Origin of the sequence: Desulfofundulus thermosubterraneus DSM 16057, from assembly GCF_900142025.1 — a bacterium.
GTDB lineage: Bacteria > Bacillota > Desulfotomaculia > Desulfotomaculales > Desulfovirgulaceae > Desulfofundulus > Desulfofundulus thermosubterraneus.
The window spans coordinates 1-15,184 of record NZ_FQZM01000029.1; the positions used below are offsets into that span (position 1 = coordinate 1).

At 54.2% G+C, this 15,184-nt stretch carries 13 protein-coding genes; 8 read left to right on the forward strand and 5 right to left on the reverse strand.

Features of this window, described 5'->3' with window-relative positions; genetic code table 11:
- The first annotated feature begins 482 nt into the window (after positions 1-482).
- The 4 genes from BUA65_RS11360 (at position 483) to csx15 (ending at position 5,738) form a co-directional block, all read left to right on the forward strand.
- A complete protein-coding gene (locus tag BUA65_RS11360) occupies positions 483-2,522 on the forward strand; it encodes a RecQ family ATP-dependent DNA helicase (protein WP_072869770.1) in 2,040 nt (679 codons plus the stop codon).
- Complete coding sequence (locus BUA65_RS11365; RefSeq protein ID WP_072869771.1) at positions 2,519-3,802, forward strand: DNA-processing protein DprA; 1,284 nt, start codon at positions 2,519-2,521, stop codon at positions 3,800-3,802. Before BUA65_RS11360 ends, BUA65_RS11365 begins: the two co-directional genes overlap by 4 nt.
- Before the next feature lie 437 nt (positions 3,803-4,239).
- Positions 4,240-5,358 (forward strand): Card1-like endonuclease domain-containing protein, encoded by a 1,119-nt coding sequence (locus BUA65_RS11370; RefSeq protein ID WP_072869773.1) that lies wholly within the window; start codon positions 4,240-4,242, stop codon positions 5,356-5,358.
- Positions 5,355-5,738 (forward strand): CRISPR-associated protein Csx15, encoded by a 384-nt coding sequence (csx15, locus tag BUA65_RS11375; RefSeq protein ID WP_072869775.1) that lies wholly within the window; start codon positions 5,355-5,357, stop codon positions 5,736-5,738. Before BUA65_RS11370 ends, csx15 begins: the two co-directional genes overlap by 4 nt.
- Positions 5,739-6,022: 284 nt before the next feature.
- On the opposite strand, the gene BUA65_RS11380 is transcribed toward csx15, so the two are convergent.
- The 3 genes from BUA65_RS11380 to ade form a co-directional block, all read right to left on the reverse strand.
- Positions 6,023-6,475, reverse strand: coding sequence for an MgtC/SapB family protein (locus BUA65_RS11380; protein WP_072869776.1), 453 nt, complete (start codon positions 6,473-6,475; stop codon positions 6,023-6,025).
- Positions 6,476-6,629: 154 nt separating this feature from the next.
- Complete coding sequence (locus BUA65_RS11385; protein ID WP_072869778.1) at positions 6,630-7,142, reverse strand: DUF1640 domain-containing protein; 513 nt, start codon at positions 7,140-7,142, stop codon at positions 6,630-6,632.
- Between the two features lie 71 nt (positions 7,143-7,213).
- Entirely contained in the window at positions 7,214-9,019 is a 1,806-nt protein-coding gene (gene ade / locus BUA65_RS11390; RefSeq protein ID WP_072869780.1) for an adenine deaminase, read from the reverse strand.
- A gap of 189 nt (positions 9,020-9,208) precedes the next feature.
- Here ade and BUA65_RS11395 point away from each other — a divergent pair, with 189 nt between their 5' ends.
- Entirely contained in the window at positions 9,209-9,736 is a 528-nt protein-coding gene (locus tag BUA65_RS11395; protein ID WP_072869781.1) for a BON domain-containing protein, read from the forward strand.
- A gap of 19 nt (positions 9,737-9,755) precedes the next feature.
- On the opposite strand, the gene BUA65_RS11400 is transcribed toward BUA65_RS11395, so the two are convergent.
- Both BUA65_RS11400 and BUA65_RS11405 read right to left on the reverse strand, forming a co-directional pair.
- A complete protein-coding gene (locus BUA65_RS11400) occupies positions 9,756-10,937 on the reverse strand; it encodes an amidase domain-containing protein (RefSeq protein ID WP_072869783.1) in 1,182 nt (393 codons plus the stop codon).
- Between the two features lie 77 nt (positions 10,938-11,014).
- Positions 11,015-11,770, reverse strand: a complete 756-nt coding sequence (locus tag BUA65_RS11405) for an LCP family protein (protein WP_072869785.1) — start codon at positions 11,768-11,770, stop codon at positions 11,015-11,017.
- Positions 11,771-11,941: 171 nt separating this feature from the next.
- On the opposite strand from BUA65_RS11405, the gene hisG reads away from it, so the two are divergent.
- The 3 genes from hisG to BUA65_RS11420 all read left to right on the forward strand — a co-directional run bounded on the left by hisG (position 11,942) and on the right by BUA65_RS11420 (position 15,076).
- Positions 11,942-12,811 carry an ATP phosphoribosyltransferase gene (gene hisG, locus BUA65_RS11410; RefSeq protein WP_072869787.1) on the forward strand — a complete coding sequence of 290 codons (870 nt, stop codon included), beginning with the start codon at positions 11,942-11,944 and terminating at the stop codon, positions 12,809-12,811.
- Positions 12,812-12,998: 187 nt separating this feature from the next.
- On the forward strand, positions 12,999-14,393 hold the full coding sequence (locus tag BUA65_RS11415; protein ID WP_072869789.1) for an acetate--CoA ligase family protein: 1,395 nt from the start codon (positions 12,999-13,001) through the stop codon (positions 14,391-14,393).
- Complete coding sequence (locus BUA65_RS11420) at positions 14,390-15,076, forward strand: acetate--CoA ligase family protein (RefSeq protein WP_072869791.1); 687 nt, start codon at positions 14,390-14,392, stop codon at positions 15,074-15,076. The genes BUA65_RS11415 and BUA65_RS11420 overlap by 4 nt, the downstream gene beginning before the upstream one ends.
- Positions 15,077-15,184 lie beyond the last annotated feature (108 nt).

The following is a 15,184-nucleotide window of genomic DNA, read 5'->3' on the forward strand; positions in this document are numbered from 1 at the left end:
ATTGGTGGTTTTGGGTTTTGGCATTTACACCATACCAGGATTTTTTCTTTCCCTCAAGCCCCACTACTCCTGATTACAGGAATGCTACCTATGAGTTAAATGGCAAAATCGACTAAAGGAAGGAAATCTCTTCTTATTATACTAAATTGTGTGATCTGAGTTAACAAGAGGTATTGGGTGAACTTGTTTTGACCTCTAGTGTAAGTCTTGATTTTTAAGGATTACGAATTTTGCAGGTAGCACAGGTTAAGAATAAAATTTTCCTGGTACCAGCAGGAAAGCGAACGTCTACTCGGGAAAAAATAAATATGCTGGGTCACGGTTGTTTGGTATTGGGTTCTTAGTTAGGAAAATGACGGTTTCAGTGGCTTTGCTCTTGCGAACATCTCACGTATCTTAACCCTGGACGTTTAATTAAGTTTAAGGAGCGGTAATAAAAAAATGGGGTAGATAAACAACAGGCTGAACAATTATTAAAGAGAATGCTTGGGCCGGAAGCTGGTTTTCGAGATGGCCAATGGGAAGCAATTGAGGCCATTGTTTGCAAGAAGAAGAAAACGTTAGTTGTTCAGCGCACAGGTTGGGGGAAAAGTATCGTTTACTTCCTCGCCACCAGAATGCTCAGAGATCAAGGAGCAGGTCCCGCTGTCCTGATCAGTCCTTTATTGTCGCTTATGCGCAATCAGATCGAAATGGCTGCTAAAATTGGCATCCGGGCTAAATCCATCAATAGCACAAATGAAGAAGAATGGACGGTTGTCGAGAAGGAGTTGCAAAATGGTGCCTGTGACGTACTCCTTGTTTCGCCGGAGCGACTGGCCAATCCCCGCTTTTTATCCGAAACGTTGCCCTCGATAAAGGGTGGCATCGGGTTGTTTGTGGTTGACGAAGCGCATTGCATTTCCGATTGGGGGCATGATTTCCGTCCTGATTACCGGCGGATTGTCCGGATCGTTAAAAACCTGCCGCCAAATGTTCCGGTTCTCGCCACAACGGCAACAGCAAACGAACGCGTTGTAAAGGATATCCAGGATCAGCTTGGCCCGGACCTCACCATCTTGAGGGGTCCCCTGGCACGGGCTTCTTTACGGCTGCAAAATATTCAGTTAAACGATCAGGCGGAAAGATTAGCCTGGCTTGCGGAAAATCTTCCGAAGTTGCCCGGTTCCGGGATTATTTATTGCCTGACAATAGCCGATTGCAAAAGAGTGGCCGGATGGTTGCGCACGCAAAAAATAGAGGCGTGGGAATACCATAGTAAACTTACCAATGAAGAGAGGGAGGCGCGGGAACAAAAACTTTTACAGAATCAAATCAAGGCGCTGGTAGCAACTGTAGCTTTGGGGATGGGTTTCGACAAACCAGATTTGGGTTTCGTTATCCATTATCAGCGGCCGGGGTCGTTGGTTTCTTATTATCAACAGGTAGGCCGGGCGGGGCGCGCTGTGGACAACGCTTTTGCCGTTCTCTTAAACGGGCGGGAGGACGATGAAATCCAGGATTACTTTATTAGAACAGCTTTTCCTGGTCCGGAGGAAATACGTGGGGTGCTGAGGGCTATCGAACAATCAGACCGCGGGTTGACAATACCGGCCATGTTATCCCGTTTAAATATTTCTAAGGGGAGAATTGAAAAGTGTTTGAAGTTGCTGGAGGTGGAGGGAGCGGTTGCCCGGAATGGTGGCATTTATTTCCGGACCGCAAATCCCTGGGTTCTGGATACAAAGAGAGCAGAAAAGGTTACGGGGCTTCGCTATCAGGAACTAAAGAGAATAAAGGAATTTGTCGTTACAAAAAAATGTTTAATGGAGTTTGTTGCTCGTGAATTAGACGATCCGTATGCTGGCCCTTGCGGCAAATGCGCAAATTGTCAATCCCCTTTCTTTACGAATAGTTTAAATCCTGACCTGGTATTAAGGGCCGTCGAATTTCTGCGTCGTGATTACCAGATAATTGAACCAAGGAAACAATGGCCGCCTGGCGGTATTGGAAGATGGCGGGGGCGTATTCCGGATAATCTACGAAATGAAGAAGGCCGGTGTTTGTGCATTTATGGTGATGCCGGCTGGGGTCGCCAGGTTGGAATCGATAAATACCAGAATAACCGGTTTGGCGACGAACTTGTGTCAGCAGCCGTAGATTTAATTAAAAACCGGTGGCAGCCGCAGCCGCCTCCAGCCTGGGTTACTGCTGTCCCTTCTCTGCGGCGGCCGGAGCTGGTCCGAGATTTTGCCCGAAGGTTGGCCGAAGGGCTCGGTCTGCCGTTTTATCCTGTCCTGGTTAAGGTTAAGGATACTCCTGAGCAAAAGAACATGCAGAATAGCACTCAACAGGCCCTCAATGTGGCGGACGCTTTTCGAGTAAAAGGTTCCTGTCCGGATGGACCCGTTTTGCTCGTAGACGATCTGGTGGATTCCCGCTGGACCCTGACTGTCTGCGGAGCTCTTCTCCGGGAAGCCGGCAGCGGCCCCGTTTATCCGTTTGTACTGGCGACTGCAGCTGGAGGAGGTGACCTCGAATGAATATTTCCCCTGACAGCCAGGCAATAATCCTTTTGTGTTCCAGTTTGGCCATCTCAAGGAAGGGCGAGAAAGACGAAGATGAGACGATTCCTTTTACATTGCCGGAATGGAATGTAATCGCCAGAAAATTATCCGGTTCGGTGCTGAAGTCCCCGGGGGCGTTTTTCCATGCAGATCCTGAACAATGGCAGAAATATTTGGGTCTTTCAAAGAAAGAAGTGAATCGCATCGCAAAACTTTTGTCGCGGAGCGGTCAGCTGGCGATAGAATTGGAAAGACTGGAGAGTCTGGGAATCTGGGTGGTAACCAGGGCAGATCCCCTTTATCCTTCCCGTCTAAAGGCCCTGCTTAAACAGCGCGCACCGCTGGTCCTTTTCGGGGCGGGGGATCCTGGTCTTCTTGAGGTTGAGGGAGTGGCCGTTGTCGGAGCGCGCGATGTTGATGCGGAGGGAGTCGACTTCACGAATCGCCTGGCGCAAAGATGTGCAGAGGAAGGGCTCATCGTTATTTCCGGCGGGGCGCGCGGAGTTGATCAGATAGCCCAGGATTCGGCTCTTGCTGCCGGGGGTAAAGCGGTAACTGTTCTGGCGGACAGCCTTGAAGCGCGGCTCCGCCAGCGGAAAGTGAGAGAAGCCGTCTTATCCGGGTGCCTTGTGTTATTATCTTCATATCATCCCGGCGCTCATTTTACCGTCGGTTCTGCGATGTGCCGGAACAAGTACATTTACGCCTTATCAAGATATGCCGTGGTTGTTTCCGCTTCCTTCAACAAGGGCGGTACCTGGGCAGGGGCTGCAGAAAATCTCAGGTATAAGTGGGTACCTCTTTTCGTTCGGGACGGTGAAAACATACCCGAAGGCAACCAACGTTTAATTGAGAAAGGCGGAATTCCCCTGAAGCCCCAGATGCTGGACGATGAAAGCGGGCTGCGCGCCACGCTGGAATTTTACGGCGCAAAAGCCTTTGGATACACCCGGCCGGATGCGTGTGAGGCCGTGGTAGGCGAATCTTTAGAGAAAAAAGATCCGGATCTCCAGCCGGCTGAGGAGCACGATTTGTTCGATATCGTCTGGCCCTACATAGAGAAAGAATTGGATACGCCCAAGACTGAGCAGGAACTGGCGGAAAAGCTGAAAGTTCGCCGGGGGCAAATGCAAGACTGGCTCAAGAAGGCGCAGGAACTGGGCAAAGTGCACAAAATGACCAGGCCGGTAAGATACATCAGCCCTTTGCAGTTAAAGAAAAGCAGCCAGCTGTCGCTGTTTGAGGGCATTAATTGAACACCGGAAAAAAGGAAGTGGAACAGTTTCATAGCAGCAATTTCGCCAAAGTGGATATGAAGGATTAGCAGGAAATAACCGATATGTGTCGAACACATAACCTGGTAAGACTTTCATGGTCAGGATGTGGATGTCATTAGCCCGGCAACTCCTCAAAGAATACATCAAAGTATTAAAAAGAATATTGAGAAGAAGGCCGGAAAGAAATGCTTGCGAAAGGATGGCAAAAAGCAGGGATGCAAACAGGCAGGAGTAGAATTCCCTGCTTTTTATTTCGCCTTTTTCGACACTATTCGCATTAAGCTTTGAAGGCGGATCACTTGATTAGACAGATTCAGGCATTAAGAACCGCAGAAGTAGCTGGACGCATCTCTTTCCGCGCCTATCAGAGAGGATTAAAAACGTAAAGGGAAAATTGCCGGTGGGGAGGTTGAGCGATGTCGCGTGTTATGATCGCACTGGCCAGCGAGCAACGTATGCAGAACGTCATTCCGGTATTCCAGAAGGGGCTGGGGTTCGAAAAGGTGTACCTGATCCGTTCAATCGATGCGGACCAACCGGGGTCGCACTTTGCCCGGGCCGTGTCGGACGTTAAGGAGACGTTGGAGTCCCTGGCACACGTGGAGGTCGAAGTGTGGAATCGCGCCGTCGATGCCTATGCTTTTGAGGAGACGCGCCGCGCCGCGGCTGAGGTCATAAGACGAGAATCACCCCGGGAAGCGGTGGTGAACCTTACGGGTGGAACCAAGTGTATGTCTATCGCAGCTTTCCTGGCAGCCCAGGAAAACGGTGCTAAATCTCTCTATGTGGATACCGCCAACGAGAAACTGGTCTGGTTTAAACCCGACGGCAGCGTTCAGGAAGAGCCGTTTGAGCTTGGGGGTCGTCTCACCGTACCGGTCTACTTCTACAGTAACGGCAGGCGTATCGACGGACAACGTACCCAGAGGCAGGCTCTACCCGCGGCGGCATACGAGCTGGCCCGTGAGTTGCTAAGTTTATGGCCGCAGAGTGTACCGACCCTGGAAGAGTTCGGGCGGTCCATAAGCCAGGGACAGAAGCGACTTTCGAATACCGGGCTAGACGTCCGGGTAACAGAACTATTGCAGAGATACCATTTTATCGCCGCGGCGGCGGACGGTTCGTGGGAAGTAGCCCCGCAAGGGCGGGCGGTCCTCACCGGAAAGTGGTTGGAGGCCATGGTGTATGTGTTGCTTAAAGACAGTGAGTATTTTGACGACGTGATGGTTAACGTCTGCCTTTCCGGCATTGAGAACGAGCTTGACGTTGTCGCCGTACGCAACGGGCAGCTTGCGGTCATCGAATGCAAGTCGGGGGATCTCGGAGGTCAGACGACTCTGAACAAGCTCCAGGCGATTCGAACCACATTGGGCAAATTCACCCGTGGGTTTTTTGTGACCAGCCGCACGGCGGAACAGGTAGATAGTAATTTTCGGGCCAGGGCGTCCGAGTATGGTATTCGCAGTATTATTACGGCAGAACAGTTGCTTCAAGCGGCCGACGAAATAAGAAAAGGGATGCGTGGAGCCTCGTGATTCTTCTCAACTTTTCCCACCCCTTAAGCGCGGAGCAGTTGCGACAGGTGGAGGAGCTTGCCGGGAGAAAGATAGAGCGTGTAATCGAAATCGACGCCCAGATCGATCCCCGGCAGCCCATTGTCCCCCAAGTGGTGGCCATGGCGGACCGGGCCGGGCTTACGCCGTTCGAGTGGCAGACGTTGCCGGTACTGATCAATCCACCGTCTCTGAACTTCAGCGCGGTAACGCTCCTGGCGGAGCTCCACGGGCGCTGCGGTTATTTCCCGGCCGCGGTGCGCCTGCGGCCCGTGCCCGGCTCCATACCGCCGCGTTTCGAGGTGGCCGAAATAGTGAACCTGCAGGCGGTGCGTGAGGAAGCCAGAGGGCGGCGGGGATAAAATCGGGACCTGCCAGGGAAAAAGAAAGTGCCACGTTTACATAAGCGAAGGCGCTAAACGCCTGCGGGCGGAGTCTGTGGCCAGGGGGCTGGAGCAATACCGGAATATTTTTTATGAGTAAGCTAGAACGCCCGGAAATACCCAGTAGAACGGCCATAAAAGATACGCCCCCGCCTTCATGTTACCTGTTCCACCTGACAGGGCAATACATCAAGATAAGTGGGCACTGGCAACTATTTGTGTATATTTTTTACCAGTTTCCATGCGGGGCATTACTGATGGACTCACTCCTCCCCTGAATTATCCAAGCCCCACATCTGAAGAAGGCGATTTAGTTTCAGGGTGATGTACCCTAAAGCTGCGGCCACCAGGGTGGGCACGTAAAGGCCGGCACCTATGCCCGTGCCCAGGCCGGCGGTGAGCCAGATGCTGGCGGCAGTGGTGAGGCCGCGGATGTGGTCCCGGTCCTTGAAGATAATGCCGCCGCCGATAAATCCAACACCGGTAACAATCTGGGCGGCAATGCGCGCCGGGTCTCCCGGCTGGTACGGGTTCCTGCTTGCCAGGGATGTGAACCCATAGCTGCTGATGAGAGTGAACAGGGTCGAGCCCAGGCAGACCAGGGCATGGGTGCGCACTCCGGCGGGCTTGTGGCGTATTTCCCTTTCCAGCCCGATGAGAAATCCCACTAAAAAGGCCAGCAGCAGCCTGGCAATCATTTCTTGCAGACTGAGCACCGGGGTTCACCCTTTAGATAAGTGTTTAACTGTATTATGATCGGCCTTGCCCGCCGGTTATGCGTGGATACCTTGTTTAATCCGGGGCCGGGTTGAAAAAATCAATGAAGCCTCCGGGATCATCCCCCGGAGGCTTCATTAAGATTATGGTCAATCACTGCCAGATTTTTATGGCTACACTGATGCTAACAGCCAGAGCGGCCAGCGCAATGCCGACGGTAGCCCAGAAAAACCCTTTTATTTCATGCCTTAGCGAGTTTATCTCCTGCCTTAAATTTGATTCAAAAGTTATCATTTCCTTTCTGAGGCCTTCTTCAACGGTTTTGATTTCCTTTCTGAGGCCTTCTTCGACGGTTTTGATTTCCTTTCTGAGGCCTTCTTCAACGGTTTTGATTTCTTTCCTCAGGCTTTCTTCGACGGCTTTAATTTCTTTTCTCAGGCCTTCTTCAACGGCTTTGATTTCCTTCCTCAGGTTTTCTTCAACAGCTTTGATTTCCTGCCTTAACCCGTCTTCTGTCGAGGATAATTCTTTGCGCAATTCCCGCATTTCGGCCCGCAGGTCCCGTATCTCACCCTGAACCCAGCTTCCCAGAAAGAACATCTGTCCGGCCTGGCGGTATTCCTGTTCATCGGAAGTGGCTGCTATTTCCCTCTTGACCTCTTCCACGGCTGCCACCTGCCTTTCACTTCCAGCATAGCAGGTAAGGGCGTTTCAGGCAAGGAAAAAGTAGGGCAGTATCACACCGTTTCCTCAATCACCAGATCCACAAAGCGGAAGTTCACCGTATCCACCAGGCCCCGGTTGGTTACTCGCAGCTCCGGTATGACCGGCAGGGATAAAAGGGCCATGGTCATAAAGGGGGAGACCAGGGGGCAGCCCAGTTCCTTCCAGGCTCCTTCCAGGGCGGTCACCATTTCCCGCACTTCTTCCACCGGCCGTTCGGACATCAACCCGGCTATGGGCAGGGGTAAAAGGGCCAGCACCCGGCCGTTTAGCACGGCCACCATGCCGCCACCGCATTCCGCCAGGGTGTTGGCGGCTAGAGCCATGTCGGCGTCGTCCATCCCCACCACCAGCAGGTTATGGCTGTCGTGGGCCACGGTGGAGGCTACGGCGCCACCTTTAAGATGAAAGCCCCTGACCAGGCCCAGGCCCATGTTTCCCGGCCCGCCGTGCCTTTCAATACAAGCTACTTTGGCCACATCCAGCTCCACGGAAGGCCTGATTTCCCCGTTTTCCACGGGCATCTCCACCTGCCGGTGCAGGGTGCCCACCCTGGCTTCAATTACTTCCATTACCCGTACCAGGGCTTTTTTTCCCCGGCGGGCGGTAATGGTGAAATCGCCGGCGGCCAGGGGCCGGCGCAGGTGCACCGAATGACGGGCTTTTTCAGGGTAGTTAAAGGGCGCCAGGTCAAATAACATCCGCCCTTTTTCGGCTACCACCACGCCGTCCACCATGACTCGCTCCACCTTCATGTCCGCCAGATCCTGGATGAATAAAATATCGGCACAGCGCCCTGGGGCAATGCTGCCCAGATCTCGGCTTACCCCGAAGCACTGGGCGGTATTGATGGTGGCCATCTGGATGGCACGTACCGGGTCGACTCCTTCCTGGATGGCCCTCCGCACCACGTGGTTCAGGTGACCCAGGGTAAGCAGGGTTTCCGGATGGGTATCGTCGGAAACCAGGATGGCGTAGCGGGAGTCTACCCGGTTTTCGGTGATGCTTTTTATCGTAGCCTTAACATCCTGCCAGGCCGAACCCTCTCGCATCTTGGCGTACATGCCCAGGCGCATGCGGGCCAGGGCATCTTCTGACCGGGTGGATTCATGGCAGGAAGATATGCCCGCGGCAATGTAGGCTTGAAGCCCAATTTCCGTTTCCGGAAGGGAATAATGTCCTGTGACGACCTTGTTGGCTTTCAGGGTGGCCTGTATTTCCCCGTGCACCAGGGGATCCCCCGCCAGCACCCCGGGGAAATTCATCATTTCCCCCAGGCCGGTGATCCCCGGCCAGGTCATGGCTTCACGAACTTCCGCCGGACCAATGCTGGCTCCGGCATCCTCAAAGCCCGGAGCGGCCGGGACGCAGGAGGGCATGGTGGTAAAAACTTTTAAAGGCAGCCTTGCCCCTTCTTCCATCATCAGGCGGATGCCCTCCATACCCAGGACGTTGGCGATTTCATGGGGATCCATGAAGATGCTGGTGGTGCCGCAGGGGATTACCGCCCGGGCAAACTGGGTGACGGTAACCATGCTGCTTTCCACGTGAATATGCCCGTCCAGAAAGCCCGGTACCAGGTAACAGCCCCCGGCATCGATCACCCGGGTATTCCTGCCGGTGGCATGGTCGGCCCGGCCCACCAGCACCACCCGCCCGTGTTTAACAGCCACATCCAGGCCGGCCTGGATTTCGGCGGTATGCACGTTCACCACCCGGCCGTTTTTGATCACTACATCCGCCGGTATTTTCCCCTGGGCGGCCAGGGCCAGCTCGGCGGTAATTTTCCATAGGGGACGCCGGTTTGGTTGGTAGGTCATTTTTTTTCACCTCGCAAGATGAATGGTTTCCCACTATATTTACCGTGGGAAAGGGAATAATACCTGCAGGTAAGGGGGAAAAACTGCACTTAATTTTTAGTTGGGGCAGTTTTTCCTTATAAAGGGTTTGGTGGTATTTGGAGAGCCTTACATAAACTTTATTTTTTACTGATGCAAGGAGGGGTTGTTTTGTCGTCAGAGCGGGACGAAATTTTAACACAAAGGGTGCAGGCCGTCCTGGACAGTGACGTGCGTACCAGGGAATACGGATTGAAAGCCGATGTGGTCGACGGCAAGGCCCGCATTACCGGTATCGTGGATACCCTGGCCGAGAGGGAACAGGTGCGCCGGATTGTTTCGGCCATCGAAGGCATCCGGGCGGTGGAAAACGGTGTGGCCATAAGTACCGACGGAGCCATCACCGACGATGATGTGGCCTTTGAAGTAGGTGAAGAGCTGGAGGCGGCAGGTGTCAACCGCCGTCATGTGGGGGTAAAAAGCGTTAAAGGAGTGATTTTTCTCCAAGGGCGGGTGGACAGTCCGGAAGAGATTGAATTAGCCAAAGCTGCGGCTGCCAGGGCCCGGGGGGTGAAGGAGGTGATTAGCCAGCTCAAACTGCGTCCCCCGGGTGGTTACGACGATGAGAGCCTGGAGGCTATCTTCCACCACCAGGTGAACAACGACCGGGAGGACGAGGGGGAGGCCCGGATGTTTTAAGGGGGGTAAGTCCGGCGACTTATCCCCGCTTATTTTCCCTGGCCTCTGATAGTTGCTTTGTGCCGTCATTGATTCGGAAGAGGTGGAAAACGGTCTTCTTATCCCATCCCATATCCCAGGGACAGTGGTAGCGGTCCACCGTATGGGCGTCCACCACCGGGTAACCCCGGGAGTCCGTTCCGACCACAATGGCAAAATGCTCGATGCGCCCCTTTTCCTCGTAGCCAATTACATCCCCTTTTTGCAGTTCCCGTACGGCGCCCCGGGGGAATTTGGGGTTTGGCTGGTTCAGTTCCGTGAAGGTGCCCCGGGCTATACGCCGGGCATGGCCGCTGTACAGAAGCCAGCTGGCAAAGGCCTCGGTTTGCACCCAGGCCCGGCTGCCCGAACCGCCGTTGCGGTCGTAGCGGTAGTACCAGGTGCCGTCCATGGGGAGCCTGCCCCCTTCCTGGTCCCCCAGGCACTGGGACACAAAATTGGTGCAGTCTCCGCCGTTGCCGTTGAGGTCGCGGTACCGGGGGTTGTATTTGTGGTTGTTGCCGGCCCCCCAGGCCAGGCCGGCGTAATTATCCGCGTACCGGGCTGCCCCCTCCCGGTCGAAACCCCCCTTTATGTAGTTTTGAATGGAATCAGATTTTACGGCCGTTCCTATATAAGCAGGGCCATCAGCGGGAGTGGGTTTGGGTACCAGGGTGTCATCACCCAGGCCGTCGGTGTAAAAGTCCTTACGGATAAGCCATTTGCCGTCCCTTTTTGCTAGTTCCATCCAGTGCCGGGTACCAATACCAAAGCGGTTGACGGCAGGATCGTTGGCGTAAGCGTACCCCAGCTGGAGGGTCTGGTGGACAACAAACTCAGCGGTATCTCCCCGTACGCGGGACCAGGGAATGCGTATTTCCGGTTTTGCTTCAATAATCTGCACTCCTCTTTTCCTGGCCCAGGACTGTACAAAATTCAGCTTGTGTTCCTCATGGGCCTGGGCCCAGCGCCCCAGCCTGGTTCCGGTATCGTAACAGGCCAGGACCTGGGTGGGATCGGCTCCGGTAATAATGGCCCGGGCTCGGATATCAAAAATTTGCTTCACCGTTGCTTCCAATTCCTTTTTTGAGACGGGTGGGTCGGCTGCTCTGCAATTTGAAGCTCCAAGAATGCCGGCCGTGCTGATAATTATCAGTGGTAAAAAAATTTTTCGTAATAACATAAGCCCCTCCTCCAGCTTTTAAACTTAACATTTTTCCCAGTAGCAACCCTGCCTGAAACCGTGCGGTCGTCTTGTCTTTAAGTGCAGGTCACTTCCCGCAACACCCGGTTCCAGGCGTCGGGGGATACCTCGCGGTACCTGGTGGGGCCGACAAAATAATCGCGCCCGGGGAGGGCTTGCTTGCGCAGGATTTCCGGGCCGTTTCCCTGCAGGGCTTGGTAAAGAGCCAGGATAGAACCCATACCCAGGTTTGTCTCTACTCCGCTGGTAAAAATCCACAAAAGGCGCGGGAGTTTAATCAGTACGGCTGGCTCAATCAACCTCGCCGCCAGGGTCCGGATTTCTGTCTGCAGGTCCATGCGCTGGTTGGTATACGTTCCCTCAAATACTTCCAACAGTGAAGTTTGTTTGCCCGCCATCTCCACCGGTCCCAGTGCCTCGCTGGTACGAGTCAGGGTGGCCTGGCTGATATCCACGTAGTGGTTGATGGGTATGCCGAACCGTTTTTCCAGGTAGGCCGTGGTTCCTTCCCGCCCCGTATGATGGTAAAGTTCCTCCAGTGTTACCACGCCCCTGATCTCGTGGATGCGGGTATTTATGGGGATGGAAACAATGCCCACCGGTTTCTTGCGCGGGGTGATGGCCATCAGGGTAACGGCTTTCAATTTGGGGCCGTCGGTCCAGAAAATGAGAACGTTTTCCGTAGCCGCAGTCAGGTTTTGTTTGTTTCCCAATTTGCCGGGTTGTTGTTGCGCACAGGCTTTGGGGTTTGAGAAAATAAATACTATAAACACTGCAAGAAGGGTGTACCAGAGCAACTTCCGGGAACTCATGCCCGCAACCTCCTTTGCCGTGCCAGATTTATTCTGGCACCTGGTTTTCCCTTTTATGCTTTTGCAATTTGGCTATTGACACGGGGGAGGGGCTGAGCTATACTGGATGATGGTTTTCCTGAGCAGTGCTTTAGCATATTAAAGTAAGGAAGGATTGTGGGGGTGTTTTATATGAAGTTGCGTTTGGGCTTACCAAAGGGGAGCTTGCAGGAGGCTACCTTTCATTTATTCAAAAGGGCCGGGTTTAACATAGCGGTCAAGAGTCGTTCTTACTTTCCCAGCGTTGACGATCCGGAGCTGGAAATAGTGCTGATGCGTGCGCAGGAAATCCCCCGGTATGTGCATGAGGGTGTGCTGGATGCGGGCATCAGCGGCCTGGACTGGATCATGGAAAATGAAGCCGACGTGGTGGAGGTGGCCGAGCTAATTTATTCGAAGCAAACCACCAACCCCATCCGGCTGGTGCTGGCCGTGGCCAATGATAGCGATATCCGGACGGTGGCTGATTTACAACACAAGCGCATTGCCACCGAGCTGGTCCGGGTGACCAAAAAGTTTCTTGCCAGCCACGGTGTGGAGGCTTATGTGGAGTATTCCTACGGTGCTACCGAGGTAAAGGTGCCCCGCCTGGTGGATGCCATAGCCGATCTTACGGAAACCGGTAGTTCGCTGAAAGCCAACAATTTAAGGGTAATTGCCACCATTTTGGAATCAACCCCCCGCCTCCACGCCAATAAAAAGGCCTGGGATGACCCATGGAAGAGGGAGAAGCTGGAAAACCTGGCCGTACTGCTGCAGGGGGCGCTCCGGGCCGACGCCAAGGTGGGTTTAAAGATGAATGTGCCCAGAGAAATGCTGGACAATATCCTTGCCCTGTTGCCGGCTATGAAGCACCCCACCATTTCCCAGTTGGTAAATAGCGACTGGTGTGCGGTGGAGGTAATTATGGATGAGAAAAAAGTACGGGATTTAATCCCGGCCTTAAAAAGGAACGGTGCACATGACATCATTGAGTATCCGTTGACCAAGGTTATTCCCTGAAGCGGAATAGACCAGACAAAGTTTGGAATTCCGCTGAAAACGTACATTTTCACATGTTCTCTAGACCTCTTGATTTCTAAACTTCCCCTCGGGGTGGGGAGGTTTTTTATTTACCGGCCGGCAGGTCAATCAGAAAGTTCTTAGAATTTAAACGTAACGGGAACATTTTTGTGGGGAGGGATTGCGATTGCCCGGCAATAAGCTGGAGGTGCTGGACGTTATTTTTTACCCCCGCAGTGTGGCTGTAATAGGAGTTACCGGATCGAGCGACCGGGTGGGTTACAACCTTCTGCAAAGCCTTATCCACTCAGGGTTTCAGGGCGAGATCTATCCGGTACATCCCCGGCTGGAGAGCTTGCAAGGCCTGCCGGTGTACCGTTCTCTGGAAGAAGTGCCTGAACCCGTGGATCTGGCGGTAATTGGCGTAAATCAGTATGCTACCGTGGAAGTGGTGGAGCAGTGCGGGAAAAAGGGAGTCAAAGGGGTGGTTTGCGTAGCCGGCGGCTACAGGGAAATGGGGGTGGAAGGAAAGGCCCTGGAGGAACGCCTGATTGCCGTAGCCCGGCAATATAACATGGAAGTGGTCGGTCCGAACACCCTGGGGCTGGTCAATACCCGGGCCAATTTGAACGCCACTTTTTACCCCCTCCGTTTGCTCCGGGGCAAAGTTTCGTTTATCACCCAGAGTGGTGGCGTGGGACTTACCATACTTCATAAAGCCATGGATGAGGGTCTGGGTATTAACAAGTGGGTGGGGGTGGGCAACCGCAGCACCCTGGAGTTGAGCGACTATCTGGAATACCTGGCCCGGGACGACAGCACGGCGGTCATTGGTGTTTTTGTGGAAGGCACCGATGATGCCCGGCGCCTGGTACGGGTGGCCGGGGAGGTGGCCCGGCGTAAGCCGGTGGTATTTTATAAGGTGGGTCGTTCGGATGCGGTGGACCTTGCCGCCCTTACCCATACCGGCAGCATGGCCGGCAGTTACCAAATGTACAGGCAGATACTGCAGCAGTTCGGCCTCCTGGTAGTTGATAGCGCTTTGGAAATGGTGGCTGCCTGTAAAGCCCTGGCCATGGCCCCCATTCCCCGGGGAAACGGGGTGGGGGTGGTGACCCATACGGCTGGTCCCAGTATCGTTCTGCTGGATGAACTAAACCTACGGGGCGGGGTATTCCCTCACTTTGCTGGGAGTACCATGGATAAAGTTAAAGAGGTTCTGGGTCAAAACCCCGCGGTGGTGCTCAAGAACCCCCTGGATGCGGCCGGGCGGGGCATGCAGGCAGCCGCCTTTGGCCGGCTGGTGGAAGCGGTGCTGGATGATCCGCGAATAGATCTCCTGGTGGCCATCTACTGCCTTCACCTGAACTGGCGTGGTCCCACTCCGGAACTCCTGGCCGCACAAAAGCGGAGTGGCAAACCGGTGGTGGCCCTGTACATTTCCACCGTGGAAGAAGTAAAGAAAGAAAGGGAGAGCCTCCACTCCCGGGACATCCCCGTCTACACTACTCCCGAGGAGGCGGCCTGGGGAGTCTCCGCCCTTTTACATTACGCCTTGCAACGAGGAGGGAACAGCCGGTGAACGTGGCGGAATTTTTAGCATCGGCCCGGGCTGCGGGGCGGCGGTATTTATGTGAGGACGAGGCAAAGGACATTCTGGGTAAAGCGGGAATACCCGTAACCCCCTGCTTCCTGGCCCATAATGAGGAGGAAGCGGTAGAGCGGGCCGGAGAATTGGGTTACCCAGTGGTGTTAAAAGTGCGGTCCCCTTTAATCGCCCACAAGTCGGATACAGGTGGGGTGGCTTTGAACCTTGTGGACAGCCGGCAGGTGCGCCAGGCCTACCGGGAGATCATGGGCCGGGCGGGGGCAGCAGATCCCGCGGCTGCAGTAACGGTGCAGCCCATGGCCCCTCCGGGCAGGGAAATGATTGTCGGGGTTACTACCGACCGGCAGTTCGGGCCCGTGCTCATGTGCGGGCTGGGTGGGGTGTTTGCGGAAATTTTGGGGGATGTCAGTTTTCGCTTAGTTCCCGTGAGCCACGGTGTGGCCCGGGACATGATCCGGTCTTTGCGGGGATACCGGTTGCTGGCCGGTTACCGGGGTGCCCCGCCCGCGGATGAAGAAGCCCTGGTCAACATACTGGTTAAGGTTTCCGATCTGGTTGCCAGTTATCCCCAAATCCGGGAGATGGATTTAAACCCGGTAGTTGTTTATGACCGGGGGGCGCTGGTCCTGGATGCACGGGTGGTGCTGGCAGAGTAGGATTTTTGCCGGGTTATGAAGCAGCCCGGCTTTTCTACGAATACCAATAAAATCCTTGTCAGAAATGGCCGGAAAAGTATATCCTATATTGGAGGAACGGCTCCAACC

Excerpts from the sequence above, each read along its gene's own strand:
- BUA65_RS11405 (WP_072869785.1), bottom strand. The coding sequence starts at position 11,770 with ATGAGTTCCCGGAAGTTGCTCTGGTACACCCTTCTTGCAGTGTTTATA.
- BUA65_RS11370 (WP_072869773.1), top strand. The coding sequence starts at position 4,240 with ATGTCGCGTGTTATGATCGCACTGGCCAGCGAGCAACGTATGCAGAAC.
- BUA65_RS11360 (WP_072869770.1), top strand. The coding sequence starts at position 483 with ATGCTTGGGCCGGAAGCTGGTTTTCGAGATGGCCAATGGGAAGCAATT.
- BUA65_RS11400 (WP_072869783.1), bottom strand. The coding sequence starts at position 10,937 with ATGTTATTACGAAAAATTTTTTTACCACTGATAATTATCAGCACGGCC.
- ade (WP_072869780.1), bottom strand. The coding sequence starts at position 9,019 with ATGACCTACCAACCAAACCGGCGTCCCCTATGGAAAATTACCGCCGAG.
- BUA65_RS11365 (WP_072869771.1), top strand. The coding sequence starts at position 2,519 with ATGAATATTTCCCCTGACAGCCAGGCAATAATCCTTTTGTGTTCCAGT.
- hisG (WP_072869787.1), top strand. The coding sequence starts at position 11,942 with ATGAAGTTGCGTTTGGGCTTACCAAAGGGGAGCTTGCAGGAGGCTACC.